The 21100-nt window shown below is 69.2% G+C and carries 26 protein-coding genes and 1 riboswitch; of the genes, 15 read left to right on the forward strand and 11 right to left on the reverse strand.

All coding sequences use genetic code 11. The annotated features are described in order from the left end of the window. The first annotated feature begins 79 nt into the window (after positions 1 to 79). The 3 genes from SROS_RS51160 (at position 80) to SROS_RS24430 (ending at position 2701) form a co-directional block, all read left to right on the forward strand. Positions 80 to 268 (forward strand): hypothetical protein, encoded by a 189-nt coding sequence (locus SROS_RS51160; RefSeq protein WP_169369206.1) that lies wholly within the window; start codon positions 80 to 82, stop codon positions 266 to 268. 149 nt (positions 269 to 417) lie between these two features. Further along, on the forward strand, positions 418 to 1023 hold the full coding sequence (locus SROS_RS24425; protein WP_012891581.1) for an acyl-CoA-like ligand-binding transcription factor: 606 nt from the start codon (positions 418 to 420) through the stop codon (positions 1021 to 1023). 109 nt (positions 1024 to 1132) lie between these two features. Further along, the gene (locus tag SROS_RS24430) at positions 1133 to 2701 is read left to right on the forward strand and encodes an MDR family MFS transporter (protein WP_012891582.1); all 1569 of its coding nucleotides are present in this window, start codon (positions 1133 to 1135) and stop codon (positions 2699 to 2701) included. A 220-nt stretch (positions 2702 to 2921) separates the two neighbouring features. Here the strand turns inward: SROS_RS24430 and SROS_RS24435 are convergent, their stop codons facing one another. After that, on the reverse strand, positions 2922 to 3605 hold the full coding sequence (locus tag SROS_RS24435; RefSeq protein ID WP_012891583.1) for a TioE family transcriptional regulator: 684 nt from the start codon (positions 3603 to 3605) through the stop codon (positions 2922 to 2924). 91 nt (positions 3606 to 3696) lie between these two features. Between SROS_RS24435 and SROS_RS24440 the strand changes: the two genes are divergently transcribed. The 5 genes from SROS_RS24440 to SROS_RS24460 all read left to right on the forward strand — a co-directional run bounded on the left by SROS_RS24440 (position 3697) and on the right by SROS_RS24460 (position 8965). Then, positions 3697 to 4863 carry an erythromycin esterase family protein gene (locus SROS_RS24440; protein WP_043652823.1) on the forward strand — a complete coding sequence of 389 codons (1167 nt, stop codon included), beginning with the start codon at positions 3697 to 3699 and terminating at the stop codon, positions 4861 to 4863. 190 nt (positions 4864 to 5053) lie between these two features. Beyond that, a riboswitch (cobalamin riboswitch) is annotated at positions 5054 to 5251 on the forward strand. Between the two features lie 159 nt (positions 5252 to 5410). Then, positions 5411 to 6406, forward strand: a complete 996-nt coding sequence (locus SROS_RS48745) for an ABC transporter substrate-binding protein (RefSeq protein ID WP_012891585.1) — start codon at positions 5411 to 5413, stop codon at positions 6404 to 6406. Next, positions 6403 to 7479: a FecCD family ABC transporter permease gene (locus SROS_RS24450; protein WP_012891586.1), complete on the forward strand. Its 1077-nt coding sequence runs from the start codon at positions 6403 to 6405 to the stop codon at positions 7477 to 7479. The genes SROS_RS48745 and SROS_RS24450 overlap by 4 nt, the downstream gene beginning before the upstream one ends. Before the next feature lie 5 nt (positions 7480 to 7484). Then, positions 7485 to 8270, forward strand: coding sequence for a heme ABC transporter ATP-binding protein (locus SROS_RS24455; protein ID WP_043656577.1), 786 nt, complete (start codon positions 7485 to 7487; stop codon positions 8268 to 8270). After that, positions 8267 to 8965, forward strand: a complete 699-nt coding sequence (locus tag SROS_RS24460) for a (2Fe-2S)-binding protein (protein WP_012891588.1) — start codon at positions 8267 to 8269, stop codon at positions 8963 to 8965. The genes SROS_RS24455 and SROS_RS24460 overlap by 4 nt, the downstream gene beginning before the upstream one ends. An 890-nt stretch (positions 8966 to 9855) precedes the next feature. On the opposite strand, the gene SROS_RS24465 is transcribed toward SROS_RS24460, so the two are convergent. Next, positions 9856 to 10329, reverse strand: a complete 474-nt coding sequence (locus SROS_RS24465) for a cupin domain-containing protein (protein WP_012891589.1) — start codon at positions 10327 to 10329, stop codon at positions 9856 to 9858. Between the two features lie 29 nt (positions 10330 to 10358). After that, a complete protein-coding gene (locus SROS_RS24470; RefSeq protein WP_012891590.1) occupies positions 10359 to 11504 on the reverse strand; it encodes an amidohydrolase family protein in 1146 nt (381 codons plus the stop codon). Between the two features lie 167 nt (positions 11505 to 11671). Here SROS_RS24470 and sigJ point away from each other — a divergent pair, with 167 nt between their 5' ends. Further along, positions 11672 to 12583, forward strand: coding sequence for an RNA polymerase sigma factor SigJ (sigJ, locus tag SROS_RS24475; protein WP_012891591.1), 912 nt, complete (start codon positions 11672 to 11674; stop codon positions 12581 to 12583). Positions 12584 to 12790: 207 nt separating this feature from the next. On the opposite strand, the gene SROS_RS52325 is transcribed toward sigJ, so the two are convergent. From SROS_RS52325 to SROS_RS24485, 3 genes are read right to left on the reverse strand one after another with little or no spacing between them, the layout of a single operon-like run. After that, positions 12791 to 12979 carry a hypothetical protein gene (locus tag SROS_RS52325; RefSeq protein ID WP_012891592.1) on the reverse strand — a complete coding sequence of 63 codons (189 nt, stop codon included), beginning with the start codon at positions 12977 to 12979 and terminating at the stop codon, positions 12791 to 12793. Then, positions 12976 to 13152 (reverse strand): hypothetical protein, encoded by a 177-nt coding sequence (locus tag SROS_RS52330; RefSeq protein WP_012891593.1) that lies wholly within the window; start codon positions 13150 to 13152, stop codon positions 12976 to 12978. The genes SROS_RS52325 and SROS_RS52330 overlap by 4 nt, the downstream gene beginning before the upstream one ends. Then, positions 13149 to 13751, reverse strand: a complete 603-nt coding sequence (locus SROS_RS24485) for a CGNR zinc finger domain-containing protein (protein WP_012891594.1) — start codon at positions 13749 to 13751, stop codon at positions 13149 to 13151. The genes SROS_RS52330 and SROS_RS24485 overlap by 4 nt, the downstream gene beginning before the upstream one ends. Positions 13752 to 13772: 21 nt before the next feature. Here SROS_RS24485 and SROS_RS24490 point away from each other — a divergent pair, with 21 nt between their 5' ends. Next, a complete protein-coding gene (locus tag SROS_RS24490; protein WP_012891595.1) occupies positions 13773 to 14225 on the forward strand; it encodes a VOC family protein in 453 nt (150 codons plus the stop codon). 177 nt (positions 14226 to 14402) lie between these two features. Here the strand turns inward: SROS_RS24490 and SROS_RS24495 are convergent, their stop codons facing one another. Continuing rightward, a complete protein-coding gene (locus tag SROS_RS24495) occupies positions 14403 to 14609 on the reverse strand; it encodes a hypothetical protein (protein WP_043652827.1) in 207 nt (68 codons plus the stop codon). Positions 14610 to 14944: 335 nt separating this feature from the next. On the opposite strand from SROS_RS24495, the gene SROS_RS24500 reads away from it, so the two are divergent. Further along, positions 14945 to 15616 (forward strand): hypothetical protein, encoded by a 672-nt coding sequence (locus tag SROS_RS24500; RefSeq protein WP_012891596.1) that lies wholly within the window; start codon positions 14945 to 14947, stop codon positions 15614 to 15616. 199 nt (positions 15617 to 15815) lie between these two features. On the opposite strand, the gene SROS_RS51165 is transcribed toward SROS_RS24500, so the two are convergent. Together SROS_RS51165 and SROS_RS24510 are read right to left on the reverse strand one after the other, a co-directional pair. Then, positions 15816 to 16259, reverse strand: a complete 444-nt coding sequence (locus tag SROS_RS51165) for a hypothetical protein (protein ID WP_169369370.1) — start codon at positions 16257 to 16259, stop codon at positions 15816 to 15818. Positions 16260 to 16310: 51 nt separating this feature from the next. After that, positions 16311 to 16664, reverse strand: coding sequence for a winged helix-turn-helix transcriptional regulator (locus SROS_RS24510; protein ID WP_012891598.1), 354 nt, complete (start codon positions 16662 to 16664; stop codon positions 16311 to 16313). A 165-nt stretch (positions 16665 to 16829) separates the two neighbouring features. Between SROS_RS24510 and SROS_RS24515 the strand changes: the two genes are divergently transcribed. After that, on the forward strand, positions 16830 to 17711 hold the full coding sequence (locus SROS_RS24515) for an NAD(P)-dependent oxidoreductase (protein ID WP_012891599.1): 882 nt from the start codon (positions 16830 to 16832) through the stop codon (positions 17709 to 17711). Between the two features lie 396 nt (positions 17712 to 18107). Here the strand turns inward: SROS_RS24515 and SROS_RS24520 are convergent, their stop codons facing one another. Further along, the gene (locus SROS_RS24520) at positions 18108 to 18416 is read right to left on the reverse strand and encodes a hypothetical protein (RefSeq protein ID WP_012891600.1); all 309 of its coding nucleotides are present in this window, start codon (positions 18414 to 18416) and stop codon (positions 18108 to 18110) included. 41 nt (positions 18417 to 18457) lie between these two features. Further along, the gene (locus SROS_RS24525; RefSeq protein WP_012891601.1) at positions 18458 to 18727 is read right to left on the reverse strand and encodes a hypothetical protein; all 270 of its coding nucleotides are present in this window, start codon (positions 18725 to 18727) and stop codon (positions 18458 to 18460) included. Positions 18728 to 18868: 141 nt separating this feature from the next. Here SROS_RS24525 and SROS_RS24530 point away from each other — a divergent pair, with 141 nt between their 5' ends. The 3 genes from SROS_RS24530 to SROS_RS24540 are packed head-to-tail and all read left to right on the forward strand — an operon-like array spanning position 18869 to position 21013. Continuing rightward, positions 18869 to 19333, forward strand: coding sequence for a helix-turn-helix domain-containing protein (locus SROS_RS24530; RefSeq protein WP_012891602.1), 465 nt, complete (start codon positions 18869 to 18871; stop codon positions 19331 to 19333). 56 nt (positions 19334 to 19389) lie between these two features. Further along, positions 19390 to 19842, forward strand: coding sequence for a M78 family metallopeptidase domain-containing protein (locus SROS_RS24535; protein WP_043652831.1), 453 nt, complete (start codon positions 19390 to 19392; stop codon positions 19840 to 19842). Beyond that, on the forward strand, positions 19835 to 21013 hold the full coding sequence (locus SROS_RS24540) for an MAB_1171c family putative transporter (protein WP_218919690.1): 1179 nt from the start codon (positions 19835 to 19837) through the stop codon (positions 21011 to 21013). The genes SROS_RS24535 and SROS_RS24540 overlap by 8 nt, the downstream gene beginning before the upstream one ends. Positions 21014 to 21100 lie beyond the last annotated feature (87 nt).

The following is a 21100-nucleotide window of genomic DNA, read 5'->3' on the forward strand; positions in this document are numbered from 1 at the left end:
GCAGGCTGACATCTCCGGCCCCACCCTCGTCAAGCGCAACGGCACCACCTACGTGGCCTACCACGGCAACAACGGCCGGATGCGGATCACCGAGGTCGGCAACGCTTTCGACCGAGAGGTGCACCTCGGTGTGTTCCACTCCCCCATCGCCTCGGACAACGGCCGGGTGGCGGCGCCGTCGTTCGGCAAGCAGGATGGCGTCGATTACATGTTCTACGAGGCCGGGCATCGGCTGAACGCACGCATCTGCATCGCTGGCGCCGTCTGACTCCACGGCCCGCCCCGGATCCGCCGGTGCCCCCATCGGGGATTCCCCCTGGCCGACCGGGTTGCCCCCGTATGTGATCTACCGCACTTCAGGCACTGAAATATTGCAGAGCCTGAAAATTCTTCTCTATCCTCGTCATTGTGACCACCATGGACAGCACTGACGAGCTCGGCCGGAGGGACCGCAAGAAGCTCGAGACCCGTGCGGCGCTGGAGCATGCCGCCCTGACGCTGGTGGCCGAGCGCGGCCTGGCGGGGGTCACGGTGGAGGACATCGCCGAGGCCGTGGACGTCTCCTCACGCACGTTCTTCAACTACTTCCCGTCCAAAGAGGACGCGCTCATCGGCCCGAGTCCGGCCTCCACAGTCGAACTGCGCGAGAGGCTGGAGGCGCTGCCCGCGGACGTGCCGGTCCTGGAGGCGCTGCGGCTGATGTCGCGGGTCGAGGCTGAGCGCGTCCAGGAGCAGCGCGAGCAATGGCTACTGCGGCTGAAGGTGTTCGAGCAGAACCCATCGCTGCTCCCACGGCTGGTCACCAGCGGCAGCGAGACCGAACACGCCGTGACAGCCGCCGTCGCCCGCCGGGCCGGTATCGAGCTGGGCACGAGCGGCTATCCCGAGCTTGCGACCGCGGTGGCCATGGCGGCCTTCCGGGTGGCGATGATCCGCTGGAGCGCCGCGGACGGCCGCCCGGAGCTGGCCGACCTGGTCGACGAGGCCTTCGCCCAGCTCGCCGCGGGCCTGCCCAATCCGTGACCGCTCCGATCACCGTCTCTTTTCGACCGTCCCCGTGAACATTTTCGTTGATCCGGCGCCCGCAGGAGTCCTGGGGAGCGCCGACCCCCACCCGAGAAATTGAGGAAAGATGACAACCGCCAGCACGCAGCCCGAGGCTGCGGCGCCCACGTCCAGGAGGAAGGTCCTGCAGGCGCTGTCGGGGCTGATGGTGGGCATGTTCGTGTCCATCCTGGCCTCGACCGTCGTGGCCAACGCCCTGCCACGCATCATCACCGACCTGCAGGGCACGCAGACCGTCTACACCTGGATCGTCACCGCGGAACTGCTGGCCATGACGGCCACCGTGCCGCTCTGGGGCAAGATGGCCGACCTGTACAACAAGAAGCTGCTGATCCAGCTCTCGCTGGGACTGTTCGTGGCGGGCTCGCTGATCGCGGGCCTCACCCCGAACGTGGAGATCCTCATCGTCAGCCGCGTCGTCCAGGGTGTCGGCGCCGGTGGCATGACCGCGCTGGCCATGGTCGTGATGGCCGCCATGATCCCACCGCGTGAGCTCGGCCGTTACGCCGGCATCTTCGGCGCCGTGTTCGGCGTCGGCACCGTGGCGGGCCCGCTCATCGGCGGCGTGCTCGTGGACACCTCCTGGCTCGGCTGGCGCTGGTGTTTCCTCATCGGCGTGCCGTTCACGATCCTGGCCATCATCCTGCTGCAGCGCACCCTCGACCTGCCGGTGGTCCGCAAGGAGGTCAAGGTCGACTACCTGGGCGCCCTGCTCATCACGGTGGGCGTGTCCACCCTGCTGATCTGGTCGTCGCTGGCGGGCAACCAGTTCGCGTGGGGCTCCTGGCAGACCGCCGCGCTCGTCGGTGGCGGCGTGCTCATCCTTGCGGTGGCCGTCTGGGTGGAGTCGCGGGCCGCCGAGCCGATCATCCCTCTGTCCATCTTCAGGAACCGCACCGTCGCCCTGGCCACCGTGGCCAGCGTGCTGGTCGGCGTGGCCATGTTCGGCGGCACGGTCTTCCTGTCGCAGTACTTCCAGGTGGCGCTCGGCAAGTCGCCGACGGTCGCCGGACTGATGAGCCTGCCGATGGTGTTCGGCCTGCTGATCTCCTCCACCGTGGCGGGGCAGCTCATCACCAAGTGGGGCCGCTGGAAGGGCTTCCTGGTGGCCGGTGGTGTCGTCATGCTCGGCGGGATGGGCCTGCTCAGCACCATCGACGGCCAGACCGGCACGGTGCTGCTCGGCGTCTACATGGCGGTGCTCGGCATCGGCGTGGGCATGCTCATGCAGAACCTGGTCCTCGCCGCCCAGAACGACGTGCCCGCCCACGACCTGGGCGCCACCACCTCGATGCTGACCTTCTTCCGCAGCATGGGCGGCGCGGTCGGCGTCAGTGCGCTGGGCGCGGTGCTGGCCAACCGGATCACCACTCTCATGACGGAGAAGCTCGGCCCGATGGCCGCCGGCGGGGGCGGCGACAGCCACGCCGTACCCGACATCTCCAAACTGCCCGCTCCCGTCGTCCGCGTCATCCAGGACGTGTACGCGACCGCCACCGCCGACCTGTTCCTCATCGGGGTGCCACTCACCGCGCTCGCGCTGGTGGCTGTCCTGTTCATCAAGGAGAAGCCGCTCAACACGCTGTCGGGCGAGGAACGCCTGGCTCAGGAACGCGCCACGGCCGCCGGTCACTGAACGGCTCCCGACCGCAACTACGCGCAGCTCGACGGCGTCCACGTGAGCAGACCCGGCCTTCCCGGGCGACGGTCACCCGCGACACCGACGCCGTCGGCATCACTCCGGCCATCCGAACCGCACCGTGGCCGTGTACCCGCGCGGCCGCCTGTCCGGTGCCCCCGGCAACATGGTTTCCTTCCGTGGCCATGCCGTTTCCTGTGGTGGGCGTGACTCGGCCTCAGGGTTCGCGGGCGCGGAGGTAGGCGTCCAGGTCGGCGGCGCCCTGGAGCATGGCGCGGCCCCGGGCGGACAGGCGGGCCTGCCAGTCGCGCAGGGTCGACTCCAGCGGGGCGACGCCTCCGGCGGAGCGGACCTGGGCGATCAGCGGGGCGATCTGCTCCAGCAGGTAGCCGCCCCGCCTGAGCTGGTGGGCCAGCCGGACGTCCCGTACGTCGGCCGCGCTGTAGACCCGGTAGCCCGTCTGCGGATCGCGGCGCGGCCGGACCAGCCCGGCGTTCTCCCATTTGCGCAGGGTGGCAGTGCGGATGCCGAGCCTCATGGCCAGGGGGCCGATGAACGTGTCGCCGCGCTCCTGCGGCACGGGCGCCAGATCGCGGAGCGCGGCTTCGACGGCCTGAAGGGTGCGGCGGTCGTCGAGGAGCCGGCTGTGGCTCTCGTCGATGAGCCGCAGCGCGTCTTCGGTGGCGGCCCGGTTGACCGCCTGCATGATCGACGTGGCCGCCTGGTGACCGTGCCCGGGCACGAGGGCGAGGAACGCGCGCAGGGCTTGCGCGTGCAGCGGCGTATAGGTGCGATAGCCGTGGACGGTGCGTTCGGCGGCGGGCAGGATGCCGGCGTCCTCGTAGTTCCTGATCGCCTGGGTGGACAGGCCGTGCTCGCGCGCCAGGTCCACTGGCCTCATGGGTGCATCACCGATTGAAGGTTAGTCGTGATAAAAGCGGGGATTTCCACGGCAAAGTTTACACCGAATGTTCAACGATACCGTTGAAGGCATGGATATCAAGGACATGGCCCGGCCGTTCGATGGCACGGGCATCTCGGCCTTCCTCCGGTCGCTTCCCGCCAAGCCCCTGCTGCTCGGCCTGGGCGAGGCCAGGCACTTCGTGGAGGAACTGGGCGACCTGCGCAACGAGATCTTCCGGCATCTGGTCGAGCACGAGGGCTACCGGTCGTTCGCCATCGAGAGCGACTGTCTCATGGGCCTCGTGGTCGACGACTACGTCACGACGGGTACGGGCACGCTCGACGACGTCATGGAACGCGGCTTCAGCCACGACTTCGGCACGTCCCCGGCCAACCGCGACCTCGTACGCTGGATGCGCGCGTACAACGAGGAGCATGACGAAAAGCTCCGGTTCTTCGGCTTCGACGGTCCGCTGGAGTATTGGGCCGAGAGCCCGCGCCAGGCGCTCACCGCCCTCTACGCCCTCCTCGACGGCCCGCTCCCCTGCACCATGGAAACCCTCGACGCGCTGCTCGGCCCGGACGGCCGGTGGACGGACGAGGCCACGGTCATGGACCCGTCCCGGTCGATCGGCCAGTCCGCCGACGCCCAGCGGCTGCGGCTGCTCGCCGACGACCTGGTGGCACTGCTCGACACTCAGGTGCCGCGGCTGAGCGCGGAGGACAGGGAGCGGGCGGAGCTGTACGGGCGCACCGCCGTCGGCCTGCTCCGCTACCACCACTGGATGGCCGACACGTCCCCGGCCCGGATAGCCAAGCTGTCGGGCCTGCGGGACGCGATGATGGCCGCCAACCTGCGTGCCGTCGCCGAGCGCGGCCCGGCCCTGGTCTTCTCCAGCAACCTCCACCTGCAGCGGAACAAGAGCTTCATGCTGCTCGGCGACCAGCCGCTGGAGTGGTGGAGCGCGGGGGCGATCACCGGAGCGCACCTGGGCGACCGGTACGCCTTCCTGGCCTCAGCCCTCGGCACGGTCGGCGACGACACCCCGCCCCCCGACACCGTCGAGGGCATCCTGTCCACGCTCCCGTGGGACCACTCTCTCATCGACGCCCGCCGCCTGGCCGAGGCCACCACGGAGCCCGCCCAGCGCATCTCCCACGATTTCGCCTATTTCCCGCTGGACCCGGCCCAGCTCGACATGATCGACGGCGTCGTCTTCCTCAAGCAGGCTGTCAGGCTGAAAAAGCTGGGTTGACAGGCGCGTGCGTGTCAGGCCATGCGTGACACGCACGCGCATCAACCACACCATTGGTGCGGTGGGGCGTCTCGGCCCTGTACCGCTTGATCAGCGCCGGCGCGGTCATCATCGGCGTGTGTGGTGTTGGGCGAGCCGAACCCCAGCGCCTTCAGAATCTGGACCGGTCTCGACGGTGCCGTATCCGCTTTTTGCCGTTGATGGATGGTGTGCGAGCATGGTCGGCGTTGGCGAGCGCGGAACGAGGAAGCCGGTGTGAATCCGGCGCGGTCCCGCCACTGTGATCGGCGAGCGAATCCCGAATCAGCCACTGCCCGCGTGCGGGTGGGAAGGCCGGGACGAGTGTTGACCCGAGAGCCAGGAGACTCACGCGGTCGCCTCCTCAGAGAAATTGGGGCGGATTTCCCCAAGAGAGGAACGGTGATCGCCATGCCGCGCATCTGGCATGAGGGCCTTCGGGATGCCCGCGACACGAGCTTCTTTTGAAGATCCGGCTCCTCGCCCATCCCGCTCATCGGGCTCAGCCCGTGAGTGAAAGGACCTGTTCATGACGGGCCGACGCTCGCTTCCCTTCCTCTCACTTCTCATACCCGCCTTGCTGGTGGCCGGCTGTGGAACCACCGGGCAGCCCACCGCCGGCCCCACGGCCGTCACGAGCCCGGCCGCCACCGGGTTTCCCCTCACCGTGACCAACTGCGGCGTGACCACCACCTTCCAGAAACCGCCGCAGCGGGCGGTGACACTCAACCAGCACGTCACCGAGATCATGCTCGCTCTCGGGCTGGAGAAGTCGATGGCCGGGACCGCTTTTCTCGACGACGAGATCCCTCCCGCCTACGAGAGCGCCTATCGGGGGATCAAGGTGCTCGCCGAGGAGTACCCCTCCTACGAGGCGCTGCTGTCGGCCGAGCCCGACTTCGTCTACGGCGGATTCACCAGCGCCTTCGACGACAAGGAAGGACGCAGCCGGGCCGTCCTGGCCAAGGCCGGGATCAACTCCCACGTCAACATCGAAGCATGCCCGACCGGTCCGGTGACCATGACCCAGGTCGAGGACGAGATCCGGACGATCGGCAAGATCTTCGGCGTGTCCGACCGCGCCGAGCAGCAGATCACCACGGCGCGCGCCGTACTGGACGGCGTCAAGGCCAAGATCGACGGAGCCGAACCGGCCCGGGTGTTCGTCTACGACAGCGGAGACAAGACCGCATTCACCGCGGGCGGCGCCGGCATCGGCAACGAGATGATCAAACTGGCCGGTGGGACGAACCTGTTCGCCGACCTTCCCAAGTCCTTCGGAGACGTCTCCTTCGAGCAGGTCGCCGACCGAGCACCCGAGGTCATCGTCATCTACGACTACGGGGACAAGCCCGTGGAGGGCAAGAAGAAGTTCCTGCTCGCCAACCCGGCCCTCAAGGACGTGCCCGCGATCAAGAACCAGCGGTTCGCGGTGCTGCCGCTGTCGTCCACGGTGCTGGGCGTGCGGGTTCCCGCGGGCGTGGAGGCCCTGGCCCGTCAGATCCACCCGGACCGCTTCGCGTGACCCGGACCGCCCCGCCCGGGACGCCGGCCGCCACGACCGCCGGCGTCCGCGGGCGCGTGCCGTACGCGCTGGTCCTGGCGGTGCTCGCCGTCGCCGTGGTGGCGGCCGCCACAGCCGGGATCGCGGTCGGCTCGGTACGCCTGCCGTTCGGCGAGGTGTGGGCCATCCTGCTGCACCGGTTGTATGCGCCTCTGGCCGAGCCCACCTGGGCACCGGTCCGGGAGACGATCGTGATGGACGTCCGCGTCCCTCGCATCCTGCTGTGCGGCGTGGTGGGCGCGGGACTGTCGGTGTGCGGGATGGCCCTGCAGGCACTGGTGCGCAACCCGCTGGCCGACCCGATGCTGCTCGGGGTGTCCTCCGGCGCGACGGTCGGCGCGGTCGTCGTCATGGTGTTCAACATCTCGCTGCTCGGCGTGTTCTCGCTGCCGCTGGCCGCCTTCGCCGGCGCCTTCGCGGCGCTCGTGCTGGTCTACTTCCTGGCCCGCACCGGCGGGCGGATGACGACCGTACGGCTGGTGCTGTCCGGGGTCGCCACCGCCGAGGTCCTCTCGGCGGTGGCCAGCTACCTCATCGTCACGTCCAACGACCCGCACAAGGCCGACGCGGCGCTACGCTGGATGCTGGGCGGCCTGGCCGGCACCACCTGGGACCTCGTCTGGACCCCCGCCGCGGCGGTCCTGCTCGGCACCGGCGTACTACTGGGCCTCAGCCGCCCGCTCAACCTGCTGCTGGCCGGAGAGGAGGCAGCCGCCACCCTGGGGCTGAACGTGCACCGCTTCCGTGGCGCACTGTTCGCGCTGGTCGCCCTGATGATCGGCACGATCGTCGCGGTCAGTGGCTCGATCGGGTTCGTGGGGCTGATGCTGCCGCACGTGGTGCGCCTGCTGGTCGGCGCCGACCATCGGCGTGCGCTGCCCGCCGCCGCCCTGCTGGGCGCCGCCTTCCTGATCGCCGCCGACCTCGCCGCCCGCAGTGTGATCGCCCCCGAGGAGATTCCGATCGGCATCCTGACCGCCCTCACCGGAGGGCCCTTCTTCCTGTGGCTCATGCGGCGGAGGGCGGCCCGGTGATCCCGATGGACAGACCCGCGGCTCTGCACGTCGAAGGCGTCGGCGTCGTCGTCGGCGGCCGGGCCCTGGTGCGGGAGGTGTCGCTGGAGGTCGCGCCGGGTGAGATGGTCGCGCTCGTCGGACCCAACGGCGCCGGCAAGTCGACCCTGCTCCGTACCCTCTACCGGGCGCTGCGCCCCACGTCGGGGCAGGTGACGCTGGACGGAGAGGACGTCTGGCGGATGACCGGCAGGCGGCTGGCCCGGCGGCTGGCCGCCGTCCTGCAGGAGGCGCCCGGCGAGTTCGAGCTGACCGTGTACGACGTGGTCGCCATGGGCCGCACCCCCTACAAGCGGGCGTTCCAGGGCGACGATGCCGACGACCGGAGCATCGTCATGAGCGCCCTGGAGGAACTGGACGTCGCCGATCTCACCCAGGCCCCCTTCGACCGGCTGTCCGGCGGCGAGAAACAGCGCGTCCTCATCGCCCGCGCGCTGGCCCAGCGAGCCGGGACGATGGTGCTGGACGAGCCGACCAACCACCTCGACCTGCGCCATCAGCTCGACGCGCTGCGGCTGGTGCGGCGGCTCGGCGTGACCGCCGTCGTCGCGCTGCACGACCTCAACCTGGCGGCGGCGTTCTGCGACCGGATCTGCGTCATGGCCGCCGGCCGCCTGGTCGCCGCGGGCCCGCCCGCCGAGGTGCTCACCGCGTCTTTGCTGGCCGAGGTCTATCGCGTGGACGCCGAGGTGAACCCTCACCCCCGTACCGGCCTCCCCCAGATCAGCGTGCTGCCGGGCGGTGCCCGATGATCCGCCCGCGGCCGGCTCCGCCCGAAGCCGTCGCTGCGGCGTTGGCCGACATCGCCGCTCTGGGACCGTTCTTCGCCATCGCCGCCGGCGAGGCCGACGGTGTGTGGCGACCCGTCGTGGACGCCTACGCGGAAGGGTTCCCGCACCTGGTGGCGGGCCGGGTGGCCCGGTACGGCACGCCCGAGCACCGCGTCGCCGCCTCCGTCGTCCAGCTCGGCCACGCCGCCCGGCTGTGGTCCGTCGTGCTGGGCTGTGTCGTCGCGCATGGCGTCGTACCCGACCTCGGGGATCTCCAGCAGCAGGTGGACGGGCCCGCACTGCGGCTGCCCGCGGCCCGCGGCTGGTACGCGCCTGAAGGCGAGGACCTCGTCCAGGTCGTCTACCGCCTGGTCATGGACGAGCATCTGGCCGCGCTGGCCGCCGGGTTGCGCGTCAAGGTCGCCTCCGGTCTGCTGCGCGGCAACGCGGGTTCCGCCCTGGCCGAGGCGGCGCGCGCCATCCTGCGAGCCAGACCCGACCTGCGTAAACCCCTCACCCGGCTCGTCGACCGGCTGCTCGACACCGGAGGTTTACGCGGCACCGGCGAGTTCACCGGGCCGGATCTGGCATTCCGGCGGCGGAGCTGCTGCCTGTACTACCGCGTCCCGGCCGGCGAGAAATGCGGGGACTGCTCACTGGAACAGACCTCCCGGTAAGAGCGTTCACCTCGGTCCCGGGCTGGGCGAGCGTCTTTACAATGTAGATTAATAACTATCCATGCGCCGGGTTCAACCGTCCCGGACGCGAAGTCTGGAACGCCATGGGACCTCTCCCCCTGCCCGCTTCTTCATGCTGAAAGCTCTCGGCGGCCCCTCACCTCACCGAGCGCGAACATCTGCACCATCATCCTCACCGGATGGGTTGACAAGGCGGAAAGGCTACGCGATCTCGGCCTCTCCCCAGCCGACCGTAACGCGGCGGCGACGCCTGATCGCCTTATAGCATCCTCCGGGCAGCCCTCAACGACGGCTCCCCCTGACCGCAGGTGGCGTGGACCCGTAGACGGGCTGTCGGTAAGACTCGCGTCACCAGGTACACGCGATTGAGTTCACCCAGCTCAACCGGGGGTGTCCGAGGATCGTTGAGGGATCTTTCGCTGATCGTCGGGTGCGGGTGATCGTGTGCGGCCAGTAGTGATCCGGAGTAGACGCACCGGCCGCCACGCTGGGGTTGCAGGCCCTCCGCTCGGGTCCGTGCGATGAGCTCCAAAGTAGGGAGTCGTCCCGGATCGCAGCAGGTGATCGGAGGTTCGTTCCGGGAGCCGGGGGGCAGCCGGGACGATCGGGGGTGACTCCGACGCTCGCGGTCGTGACAACGCCGTACGGCGTGTTTTCTCAGGTCGCCATGCCCGATAAGTGCTTTATGTCGCCCTGCCCGGGACCTCTCGGTCACTCACAGCTACTTTACGCCTGGCCGCACGGACCCGAGCGGAGGGCCGACTTCAGGGGGGCTGACCGGCTATTCGACCGAAAATGTCGCGCTAACTCCTCGCCAGGGGCAGCGGGGCGCCAGGAGCGCGTCGGCGCCCCGGGCGAGGTGCCGCGCGTCAGACCGAACGGCGTTCTTCTTCGTAGGTGATGTCGTACTTGCCGGCGATGAGGTTGAGCTGGACCGGGTCGAGCCTTCCGCCGGTGCTGATCTGGCTCCTGGCTTCGATCATGTCCTCGACGAAGCATTCCCAGCCGCCTGGGGAGGAGATCTGGAGCACTCGAGGCGGTCGGCCTGCACCGGGACGCAGGGCGTGGGGGACGCCATGGGGAAGCAGGACGAACTGTCCCCGGGTGACGGTGTGCGTTCGGTCGTCGAAGTCGACGATGAGCTCTCCTTCCAGCACGTAGATGCTCTCATCGGCGATGTGGTGGGTGTGGCGAGGGATCTCCTGTGCCACGACCACTTCCAGCAGGGAGAACCGGCCTTCGGTGTCAGTGGTCCTGGCCTTGACCGAGAACGCGGGCGGGATCGGGATGCGGCCCGGCCGTGCCTGGCCGGCGTCGAGCAGGATGAAGCGGTCTTTGAACATGGTGTTCCGATCCGAGGAGTTCGAAGGGACTAGCGGGTCTGGCGCACTCCGCGGCGCCAGACGTCGGTGATGGCGGCGATGGCGGTGATGTCTCGCGTGGGGTCGCCTTCGACCAGCACCAGGTCGGCGCGGAGGCCGGGGGCGATCCGGCCGCGGTCGGTCAGGCCGAAGTGGCACGCGGGGAGGCTGGTCGCGGCGGCGAGCGCCTCTTCGGCGCTGAGCCCGGCCTCGGTGAGAAGGTGCAGCTCGCGGTGCATGCCGGCGCCGTGGGCGGGCGCGAACGGGGTGGCGTCGGTCCCGGCGAGCAGGGGCACGCCGGCTTGGCGCAGGGCCCGCAGCGCGCCGACGGCGTTGGCGGAGCTGCCGGGACGGGCGCAGTCGGCGGTCTCGAGGTGTTGAGCGGTGATCGCCTCGAAGTAGGCGAGCGTGGTCACGACGAAGACCCCTTGGGCGCGGACCCGCTCGGCCAGCCGCTGCGAGGCCGGGTCGTCCTGCGCGAGGTCGGTCCACACGTGGGCCAGTCCGTCCACGCCGGCGTCCAGCGCGATCGTCGCTTCGGATGCGGTGATCGCATGAGCGATGACCCGCAGTCCGGCGTCGTGTGCCGCCGCGGCGAGGGCGGCGGCGATCTCCGGCGTCATCACGGGGAGGTCGGCGCCGTGCACCGTACCGTCATCGATGACGATCTTGAGGTAGTCGGCTCCCTCGGCCAGCCTGGCCGCCACGAAGGCCGGTGCCTGCGCCGGATCGGAGACGAAGTCGATCGCCGTCGCGTCGATGCCGTCCAGGACGGTGCCGGCCAGGGCCGCCAGCAGCTGGGTCGGGTGCCCGCCGGGCGCGGTGGCCAGGGTGCCCGCGCTGCGAAAGTCGGCCACGTCGTCGTTCTCGGCGGCCAGCCGCCGCTGCCGCGGCAGCATCTGCGGGAGGCAGAACATGTCGAGTTCGGTGGTGACCCCGTAGCGCAGGGCCTCGGCCAGGCTGCCGTCGAAGACGTGGGTGTGCGCGTCGATCAACCCGGGAAGGAGCGTCCTGCCGGCCCCGGCGACCTCGACGTCGGCCCGGTGGCCCGCACCGGTGCCGACCACGGCGATCCGATCGCCGTCCAGCACCACGTCGGCCGTCGCGATGGTGCGCTCGCCGTCGAACACGCTGACGTCGCGGATCAAAGTACGCATCGAACATCTCCTGTGAGTCGGAAATCTTGAACGCCACCACAGAGGGATGCAGGCCGCCGGCTGTGACATCGCCACGAAAAACCATGGCATAGATCACATTTCAGCCGCCCATGTCACACTCACGACATGACGGGGCTCTTCGGTCGCGACAGATGAGGAGGTATGCCATGACATCGACCCCACCCCACGCGACCGGCGACGCCGTCACCGAGCAGTTCCTCGGTTATCGCGAACTGCTGTTCTCGGTGATCTACAACATGCTCGGCAGCGTCGCCGACACCGAGGACGCGCTGCAGGAGGTATGGCTGGCCTGGTCCGCCCGGCAGCGCAAGCCGGACGCCGGACCAGTCGAGAACGCCCGGGCCTACCTGGTGCGGATCGCGGTGAACCAGGCGCTCGCCCGCCGCGCGGACATGAGCCGCCGGCAGGAGACCTACGTCGGCCCGTGGCTGCCGGAACCGCTGATCACCGCTGAGGACGACGTCGCCGTCGCCGCCGAGCGCGCCGAATCGTTGTCGATGGCGATGCTGGTGGTGCTGGAGACCCTGTCACCGCTGGAACGGGCGGTGTTCGTGCTGCACGAGGTGTTCGGCTTCGGCCATCCGGAGATCTCCGACATCCTCGGCCGCTCGCCGGCGGCGGTCCGCCAGCTCGCGGCCCGCGCGCGCCGCCACGTTCATGCGCGCCGCCCTCGCCACCGGACCGAGCCGGACATCCACGCCCAGGTCACCGAGCGGTTCGCCGCGGCCGCCCTCGGCGGTGACCTGCAGGCCCTGCTCGAGGTGCTGGCACCGGACGTGACATTGTGGACCGACGGCGGAGGCAAGGGACCCGCCACCAGCCTGCGTCCCGTACGCGGCCGCGACCGGGTCGCCGCGCTGTTCATGTCCGTCGCCGCGACGCTGCCCGCCGACGGGCTGGACATCCGTTACCAGCGTATGGCCGGCGACCCGTGCGCGCTCGTCTTCTCCGGGGACAGCCCGCTCGCCGTGGTCGTCGTGGATCTCACGCCCGGCGGCGACCGGGTCGCCGGCATCTACTCGGTCACCAATCCCGACAAACTCACCGGGATCCGCTGAATACGACGCCTTGTCATCCTTTTGGGAGAATTCCTATGGTCTTGTGCCACCTCGCCCGGGAAGGGCGGCGATGGCCACCACGACCTGCTCGACGGCCTCGGCCCACCGGATGCGACTCGACGGCTGAGGCCGCCTTGCATTTCGGGCACGGATGGCGCTCGACGAGATCGGCTTCCGAACTGCCGGTCGAGAACGGCGGCGACCTGGTCATGATGCGCTGCCAGCGCGCCCGCTGCTCTTCGCGCTCGCCAGGCGCTCTTGGTGGAAGCGGAGCATCGTCCGGGCCCCGTCGGCGGTGGGGGCGAGGGTGACCTGGACCGTGGTGGTGCCGCAGGTGACGCGGATGCGGTCTGCCGGGTGGTATCCGCGCACCTCGCCCGTCACTCCTGCGGTCATCCGGTAGGGGCGCCGCGTTCCGGGGTGAGGACCGCCCCGGGGCCGTGCCAGAGGGCGAGCCCTTCGGACCTGCTGATGAAGTCCCGGACGACGGGCGCGAGGTGGGGCGGCGTGCGGGACACGCCGATCTGCCGGCCGGCGTCCTCGGTGAGTCCAGTGGGCCTCGCGGTCATCCTTCCTCGGAGTGGCGGGCGCGCAGCGCCCTTACCTTGTGGCGGTTGCCGCAGTGCTCCATGGAGCACCAGCGGCGGCGGCCGGGGCGTGAAGTGTCGACGTAGACGAGGTGGCAGTCCTCGGCGGCGCAGGTGCGGATGCGGTGAGCGAAGGGGCCGGTCAGCAGCTCGACGGCATCCCGGGCGACGGTGGCCACCAGATGCGTGCCGGTGGGGGCTCCGGCCCACTGCCGCTTCCCGGCCGGCGTGATAGCGGGCGCCAGGGCCGGACGGGCAGCCGCCTCGTTGACGGCCTCCAGGTCACCGGACGGGTGCGGCTCGCCACGCACGTGGGCGATGACCACCCGGAACAGTGCGTCGCGCAGCCTTCGCATGTCGGCCACCTCGTCCTCGGAGATGTCCAGCGCGGGTGTCGGCGTCAGCCGCGACCGGTCCGCCCAGGCGGCCAGGTCCGCCGGCTCGTGCAAGACCTCGTACCGGCGGTAGGGGCCGGGGCCGCCGGTGGTCAGCAGTTCCAGGCACAGCGCGCCGGGGTCGAACCGGTAGGCGACACCGGTATGGGAGTACAGCGTCAGCCCCTTGGTTGCGATGGAGTCCATGTAACCAATATAACTGGTTACATGGCATTGAGTTGGAAGTTGGTCATCGACAGCACGAACGCGTCCGTTCTCGCGGACTTCTGGGCTGCGGCCCTGGAGTACGAGGTGGAAGACCCCAGCGCTCTCATCGAGCAGCTGCTGGCCGTCGGCCACATCGGCGAGGAGGCGGTCGTCAAGCATCACAGCCGCAAGACCTTCCGCGGCTACGCCGCGATCCGCCACCCCGAGGACCCGTTCGATCAGACCAGCGGCGTCGGCCGCGGCCGTCGGCTGCTTTTCCAGGACGTGCCCGAGGGCAAGGCGGGCAAGAACCGCCTGCACCTCGACGTCCACAGCGAGCCCGGCGGCCTCGACAAGCTGGTGGCCCGGCTGGAAGCCCTGGGGGCAACCCGCGTCCGCGAGGTCGACAAGGGACCTGCCGGGCACTGGTGGATCATGCAGGACCCGGAAGGCAACGAGTTCTGCGCGACGTAGGCCGGTCCGCGACCGCCCGTGACATCACCGCGCTGCGAGCGCGGTGCGCCGGCTCCGCCGGACGGCCCGGAAGACCCCGCGCGCTCCTCCCATCCGGGCCGCCCCATCTATCACTCTGGGCTGAGGTCGGTGATCACCTCACGCTCCGTCAGACCACCCGGCACCGTCACGCGCAAATCACGCCGACGGATCAAGGAGCGGGCGGTGCCCACCGACTTTCTCAGCGACGAACAGCGCAAACGCTTCGGCGACTTCGCCGAGGACCCGGACGAGGGACAGCTCGCCGGATACTTCCCACTGGATCAGACCGCGCGGCGCCGGCGATGGCCGGCTGCGCCGCGCCGCGAGGAACCGGATCGGCTGGGCCGTCCAGCTCGGCACCATCCGCCACGACCCTCCGCTCAGGGCCGTACGGCCAGGCGTAATGTAGCTGTGAGTGACCGAGAGATTCTAGACGGGGCGATATAAAGCACTTATCGGGCATGGCGACCTGAGAAAACACGCCGTACGGCGTTGTCACGACCGCGAGCGTCGGAGCCACCCCCGATCGTCCCGGCTGCCCCCCGGCTCCCGGAACGAACCTCCGATCACCTGCTGCGATCCGGGACGACTCCCTACTTTGGGCCCCATCACACGGACCCGAGCGGAGGGCCCTCAAGGGCGTCCCCCTCCTTGATCTCAAGAAATTCGAGTGCGCCAGGAGTGCGACCGGGTGTTGCATGAATCAGATGATCGACGAACCGCTGGAACGACTCCGCGCCGCCGCCCGACGCACCCGTGAACTGGCCCTGAAGCGTGCGGCCACCGGCCTGGGCCACGAGGACGCCGACGACGACGTCGGCACGATCGGCACGGACGGCGCCCTCGGGTTCGACCCGTTCCCTCTGCTCGAAGCCCTCCATCACAGCGGCGTCCGTGCCGTAGTGATCGGGCAGGTCGCCGGCATCATGCATGGATCCACCGAACTGACCGGCGATCTGGATCTGCTCTGGGACGGCGTCCCGGCCCACGCCCCAGCCCTGGCGGCCGCCTTCACCTCAGTCAACGCCCGACTCACCGACGAAAAGGGCAACCCCGTAGCAACTCATCCGGATTCCTTTCTCCGCCCCAAGGTGCAGTTCACCTCAGCCGGAGCCGGCGGCGACTGCTGCACCCCGGAACTCCCCTGGGGCAACCTTCGAGTCCGGGAGTTCCTCGACCGCGCGATCACCGCAGTCGATCCGGGCGGCCTGGAAGTTCACTACGTCTCCCGAAAAGACCTGATCCGGATGCGCCGCGCCATAGGCCGTCCCAAGGACCTCCGGCGAGCAGACGAACTGGACTCGTCCGCCTCGGAACGCCGAAGCTTACGGCCCGCCTCCGACTCTGCCGAAGATCGTCAGAGGGGTTGAAGGCACCTCCCGAGCGTGTTCTTCAACCTCTGGGGCTGCGGAAGATGTGCGGGAGGATGAGCACATGATCCCCGGCCCCGCCCCCGTCCCTGACGCGGCGAGCGCACGAGAGCGGGAAGCCGTCGAGCGCATCCTCGGCCGTCCCCTGAGCCAGTCATGGCCGGCCGGTGCGCTGGCCCCGGGAAGCCGGGTCGTGGTGCTACGCGACCCGGCCTGGGACGGGCCATGGAAGATCGAGTTTCAGGGAACGATCGACGCCATGGGCGCGCCTGAGCCCGTTCAGCATCCCCACGCCCACCCCGGAGAATTGACGTACTGGGTCACCTTTGATGCGCCTCAGCGCGACAGCGATGGGTGCGGGCCTTACCGCAAGGCCCAGATCTGGGGCCGATACCTGAGGTCTGAACCAGATCCCGAGGTAGGGGCATAGACCGAAGAACCTGCTCTTGTGCGTTTCCTCCTCTTGTCCGTCAGCGCGGAAGAAGGCGCACCCTGTCGGGTTGGGTGCGATGTGGATCACGACGACGTGATGCCCGTGGATCTCGTGGGACTGCGTGCGGATCTCCGACGTCTCGGGTAACCAGCGGGCCGGCATCGGCCGCGACAGCGCTTCGTCGAACGCCGCGGTGTGGGCGGGCGTCATCGCGGCGGTGGGCACACCGTGCCCGTCGACGGCGCGATGATCCGCGCCGGTTCACCTGACCTCGTCCCACGGGATGGCCTCGATGCGCTCGAAGTGCTCCTCGCCCCACTCGCCCAGCGGTGCCATCGCGCTGTTGAGCGAATGACCGAACTCGGTGAGCGAGTACTCCACCTTCGGCGGGACCTGGTGATACATCTCGCGATGCAGCAGCCCGCTGGTCTCCATCTCGCGGAGCTGCAGGATCAGCACCCGCTCGCTGATGCCGGGGACCGCGCGCCGCAACTCCCCGAAACGCAGGGCACCATCCTGCAGCGCGAAGAGGATCAACCCTTTCCACTTGCCTCCCATGACGGCGATGGCAGCGTCTAACCCGCAGGTGAACGTACGCTTCTTCGTCTGCTTCACCGGCTCATACTTACATTCTTATCAGTACCCGGCAAAATTGTAGGTACTTGAGAGAATATGTGCGCTCCGGCCAGTATGGGTCAGGCGCCGCGCCAGGATCACCGCAGTCCCTCCGGCGGCGCGCCCCCCTCCTCGTCTCTCTATCTCTGTGGCTGGAGTACGCATATGACCGGCAAGAACGCGACACCGGTGACCGTCATCGGTCTGGGCTCGATGGGCACGGCGCTGGCCGAGGCATTCATCAAGGCCGGACACTCGACCACCGTCTGGAACAGGACTCCCGCCAAAGCCGCGCCCCTCGTCGCCATGGGAGCCCGCCAGGCGGAGGCCGTTGAGGACGCGGTGGCGGCAAGTCCCCTGATCATCACCTGCCTGACCACCTTCGACGACACCCGGCTGGCTCTGCGGCCGGCCGCCGCGTCGCTTCACGGACGGGCCCTGGTCACCCTCAACAGCGGTTCCCCGGACGGCGCCCGCCAGACGGCCACCTGGGCCATCGGCCACGGCGCCCGGTTCCTGGCCGGGGCGGTCAAGAACGTGCCCTCGGCCGTGGGAGCGCCGGACACCCTGCTCTACTACAGCGGCGACAAGACCGTTTTCGACGAGTTCGAGGCCACCCTGAAGGTGCTGGGCGGCGACACCGTCCACCTCGGCGACGACAGCGATCTCGCCGCCCTGTACGAGATGGCCGTGGGCGCCATGCTGCTGCCCGCCCTCGTCGGCTTCTTCCAGGGCGCGGCCGCCGTCCAGGCGCGCGGGCTGGAGGTGAGCACAATGGTGCGGTTCGCCGGCAAGTGGCTGGACATGATCAAGTCCCTGCTGCCGATCTACGCCAACGAGATCGACAGCGGCGACTACACCGACGCCGCCTCCTCCGTGAACCTCTTCCTCGCCGGAGCGGCCCACGACGCGGACCTGACCAAGGAGACGAACGTCGACACGGCCTGGCTCGCCCCGCTCAATGACCTGGTGGTGCGGGCGGCTCAGGCAGGCCACGGCGACCACAGCATCTCGGCCCTCACCGAGGTGCTCAGAAAGCCGGCGTGACAGTCATGAGCCCGGACGGGTGCGGGCCCGGACGAAGCATCCGTCAAGGCCGCGCCCGACGGACTGGCCCGGACCGGCCGTCGGCCCAGATCAACGTGATCTTCTCGTACCAGTCGTGCAGGAGCTCCGGCGCGGGCCGGGCGCCGTCGCAATATTGCACGCCGGCTGCGGGGCTACGGAGGGCGGAGAACAACGGACCGGTCCCTTGTTCTCCGCCTCCCGAGCACGCGCTGTACGGGGTACTCAACCTCACCGTCGGTCTTGGGGGTTCGTGATCCGTACCGTCAGCCCATCGTGAGCAGGCAGGGCAGTCCCCCGGAGGTGGGCTGGGGGGCCATCTCCGGGCGGTTGACGGCGGTCAACGGCGCGGCACGGGCGCGCCCGTGACCGCCGGCATCAGCGGGTACACCGGATGGAGGCACTTCCCCAGTAGTAGCCCGGCCCGAGCCGGGACGAGTCGGCGAACAGCAGCACGCACTGCTCGTTGCTGAAGCCCGAGATCAGCGCTTGGCGGCGGGCGTCGTTCTCCGCCTCGCGCTTGGCCTCTTTGGGGCTGTTCTCGAGGGCCATGCCGTTGAACCCCCGCTCCTCGAGCACGCTCGCCTGTCCCGTCGCGGCCGGAGCGGCGAACGCCGCGGCCGGAGCGAGGACGGCGAGGCCGGTGACCATGGCGGCGACGACGCCGCGAGCAACGATTGAACGCATTCCTGAAGACTCCTTCTGTTCTTTGGTTCCCGTACCGGGGCTCAGCGCTGGCAGTTGACTGTCGCGGTGCCGAACCAGCTGCCCGGAATGTCTCCGGCCCTCGCGCTGGAGTTGCTCACGTAGCACTGCGAGTGCAGGAATCCGGCCCATTCCGCCTTGCTGTAGGCGTGGTACACCGCGCTGTTCACCGCGCTGGCCTGGCTCGTGCCCTGAGCGGTCGCGGTGAACGAACGAGCTTCCGCCGACGCCGGCCCCGCCACGATCACGATCGCGGCGGCGGCCAGTACGGCGGCACCCAGCATCTTCTTCATCCGCCTCCTCCCTCATTCATCTCAGCTAATATGATCAAGACACAAGCTAGCCACACACCATGGCGATGTCAACTGATATGAATGATCTTCTCGTGATCATTCATATCAGTTGACATCGTCGCCTACCATCCAGAGGCGCAGATGACCGACGAGCAGGACCGCGCACCGGTGGCCGGCACGCTCAGCGACCGGATCGACCACCTGTTCCAGGTGGTCCGTCGCCCCAACGGCGAGCAGCACAGCCACGAGGAGGTGGCCAAGGCCTGCCGGGAGAGCACCGGTGAGACCTTCTCCGCGACCTACCTCTGGCAGCTTCGCACCGGCCGCAGGGACAACCCGACCAAGCGGCACCTGGAAGCCCTCGCCGCCTTCTTTCAGGTGCCACCCGCGTACTTCTTCGACGACGAACAGGGCGCGGTGATCGCCAAGGAGTTGGAGCTACTCGGTGCGTTGCGCAACAGCGCGGTGCGTGATGTGGCACTGCGTGCGGTCAACCTCTCCGAGGAGGGCCTCGGCACGGTCGCTGACATCATCGATGCCATCGAGCGCCGCGAGGCGCAACAGGGCGGCGCCAGGGAGGCGCACGGTCGCAAGCCGAGGGAGTGAGGTTGCGGTACGCGCGAAACGCGCTCTGGCGACACTGCGCACAGATCGTGTCCACTGTGGATATACCGGATCCCTTTGACGTCGCCACGCTCGTCGCCGGGCTTGCCGCCAGAAGAGGCCGGCCCATCGAGCTGATCCCGCTGGCGGCACAACCCAGCACGCCGTGCGGCGTGCTCGCGGCGACCGACCGGACCGACTACGTCTTCTACACCTCCGACACCAGCCCCCTGCACCAGGAGCACATCCTGCTGCACGAGCTGGGCCATCTCTTGTGCGGCCACGTGGGCTCCAGCGGGCTGGACGAGACGGTCTCCTCGGTGCTCATGCCGAACCTTCCGGTCGAACTCGTACGGCGGGTGCTGGGCCGCACGACCTACGCCGAACAACAGGAGCAGGAGGCGGAGATGGTCGCTTCGCTGATCATGCACAAGGCCCGCCGCGGCGTGCCCGCCGAACCGGTGAGCAGCGAACTGGAACGCCTGCACTCGGCGTTCGGTCCCGGTGACTGAGGTGATCAGCTATTTCGCGGCCGGGCTGCTGGTGCTGATCAGCGCGGGCAAGCTGGCCACCGCGCGGCGCATCCCGTTGAGCCCCGGTATGCGATACCTGCTGGGGTTCTTCCTGAGCATGGCGGCAGCGCTGGCGGTCTCGGCCGAACCTACCGTGCGATTGCTGCTTGCCCATGACCTGCCCACGGTGGCTCTGGTGTGCCGGCTGGTGAGCAACGCGTTGCAGATACTGGCTGTGCACTTCCTGATGCGGCTGGCCCGCGCCACCCGGACCCCCGTACCGCGCACCCGGTTGTGGCCGCTGGTGCTGTGCTGGGTGCTGATGACGGTGTGCTTCGTCGACGTGGTGCTGCATGTCGATCAGTTCGACGCTCCCGGTTTCGGCTGGCGGTTCAGTGCCGTCGGGTACCAGATGGTGCTGGTCGGATACGCGGTCGGCTGCCTCATGACGTTCATGCGAGTGCTCACCCGGCATGCCCGGCAGTGCCCGCGCGGCAGCTTCCGCACCGGACTGCAGGTGATCGTGACAGCCTCGGCGGTGACCGTGGTGTGGGGCCTGTACTCCGGCCTTCCCACGCTCTGGCTGTCGGTGACCGGCCTGTCCGGTGACGACTTCCTGCCGGTCGGCCGGATAATCGGGCTGACAGCGATGGCGCTGTGGGTCGCGGGCGCGGTGGTGACCACCTGGCAGGGCATGGTGGAGCGACCGCTGCGGTGGCTGACGGCCCGGCGTGACGTCCGCGCGGTAACGCCGCTGTGGTCGGTGTTGGTGGCCGCGCTACCCAGGATCGCGTTGCCGCCGACTGCCCGCTGTGGCGCGGAGTTCGCGCTGTATCGCAAGCTGATCGAGATCCGGGACGGACTGCTGGCCCTGCGCCAGCATGTGCCGCCCGAACTGGCGGACTGGGTGCGCGAGTCGGCCTGCCGGCACGCCGCCGCCGACGACGAGCCGACCGTGGCGGCCGCCGGGCTGGCCGCCGCGCTGGTGGCCCAGAAGTCCGGGCGCAGTTGGCCGCAACCGCCCGCCGCGCGCACCTCCTCGGTACCCAGCATCGATGCGGAGACGGCCTGGCTGCGCGCGGTGTCGGTGGCATTCACCAGCTCACCGGTGGTGGACGAGGTCCGGAAACGGGCCCGCGCGACCTACCCGGCGCCCGCCGAAGCGGCCTGAACACCGTCATGCCCTGGACGACCTGCGACAGCTCGCCGAAGCACCGCGCATCATTCCGCCCCCAAGGCAGTCGGGGGATGTATCGGT

Source organism: Streptosporangium roseum DSM 43021 (assembly GCF_000024865.1).
Classification (GTDB): Bacteria; Actinomycetota; Actinomycetes; order Streptosporangiales; family Streptosporangiaceae; genus Streptosporangium; species Streptosporangium roseum.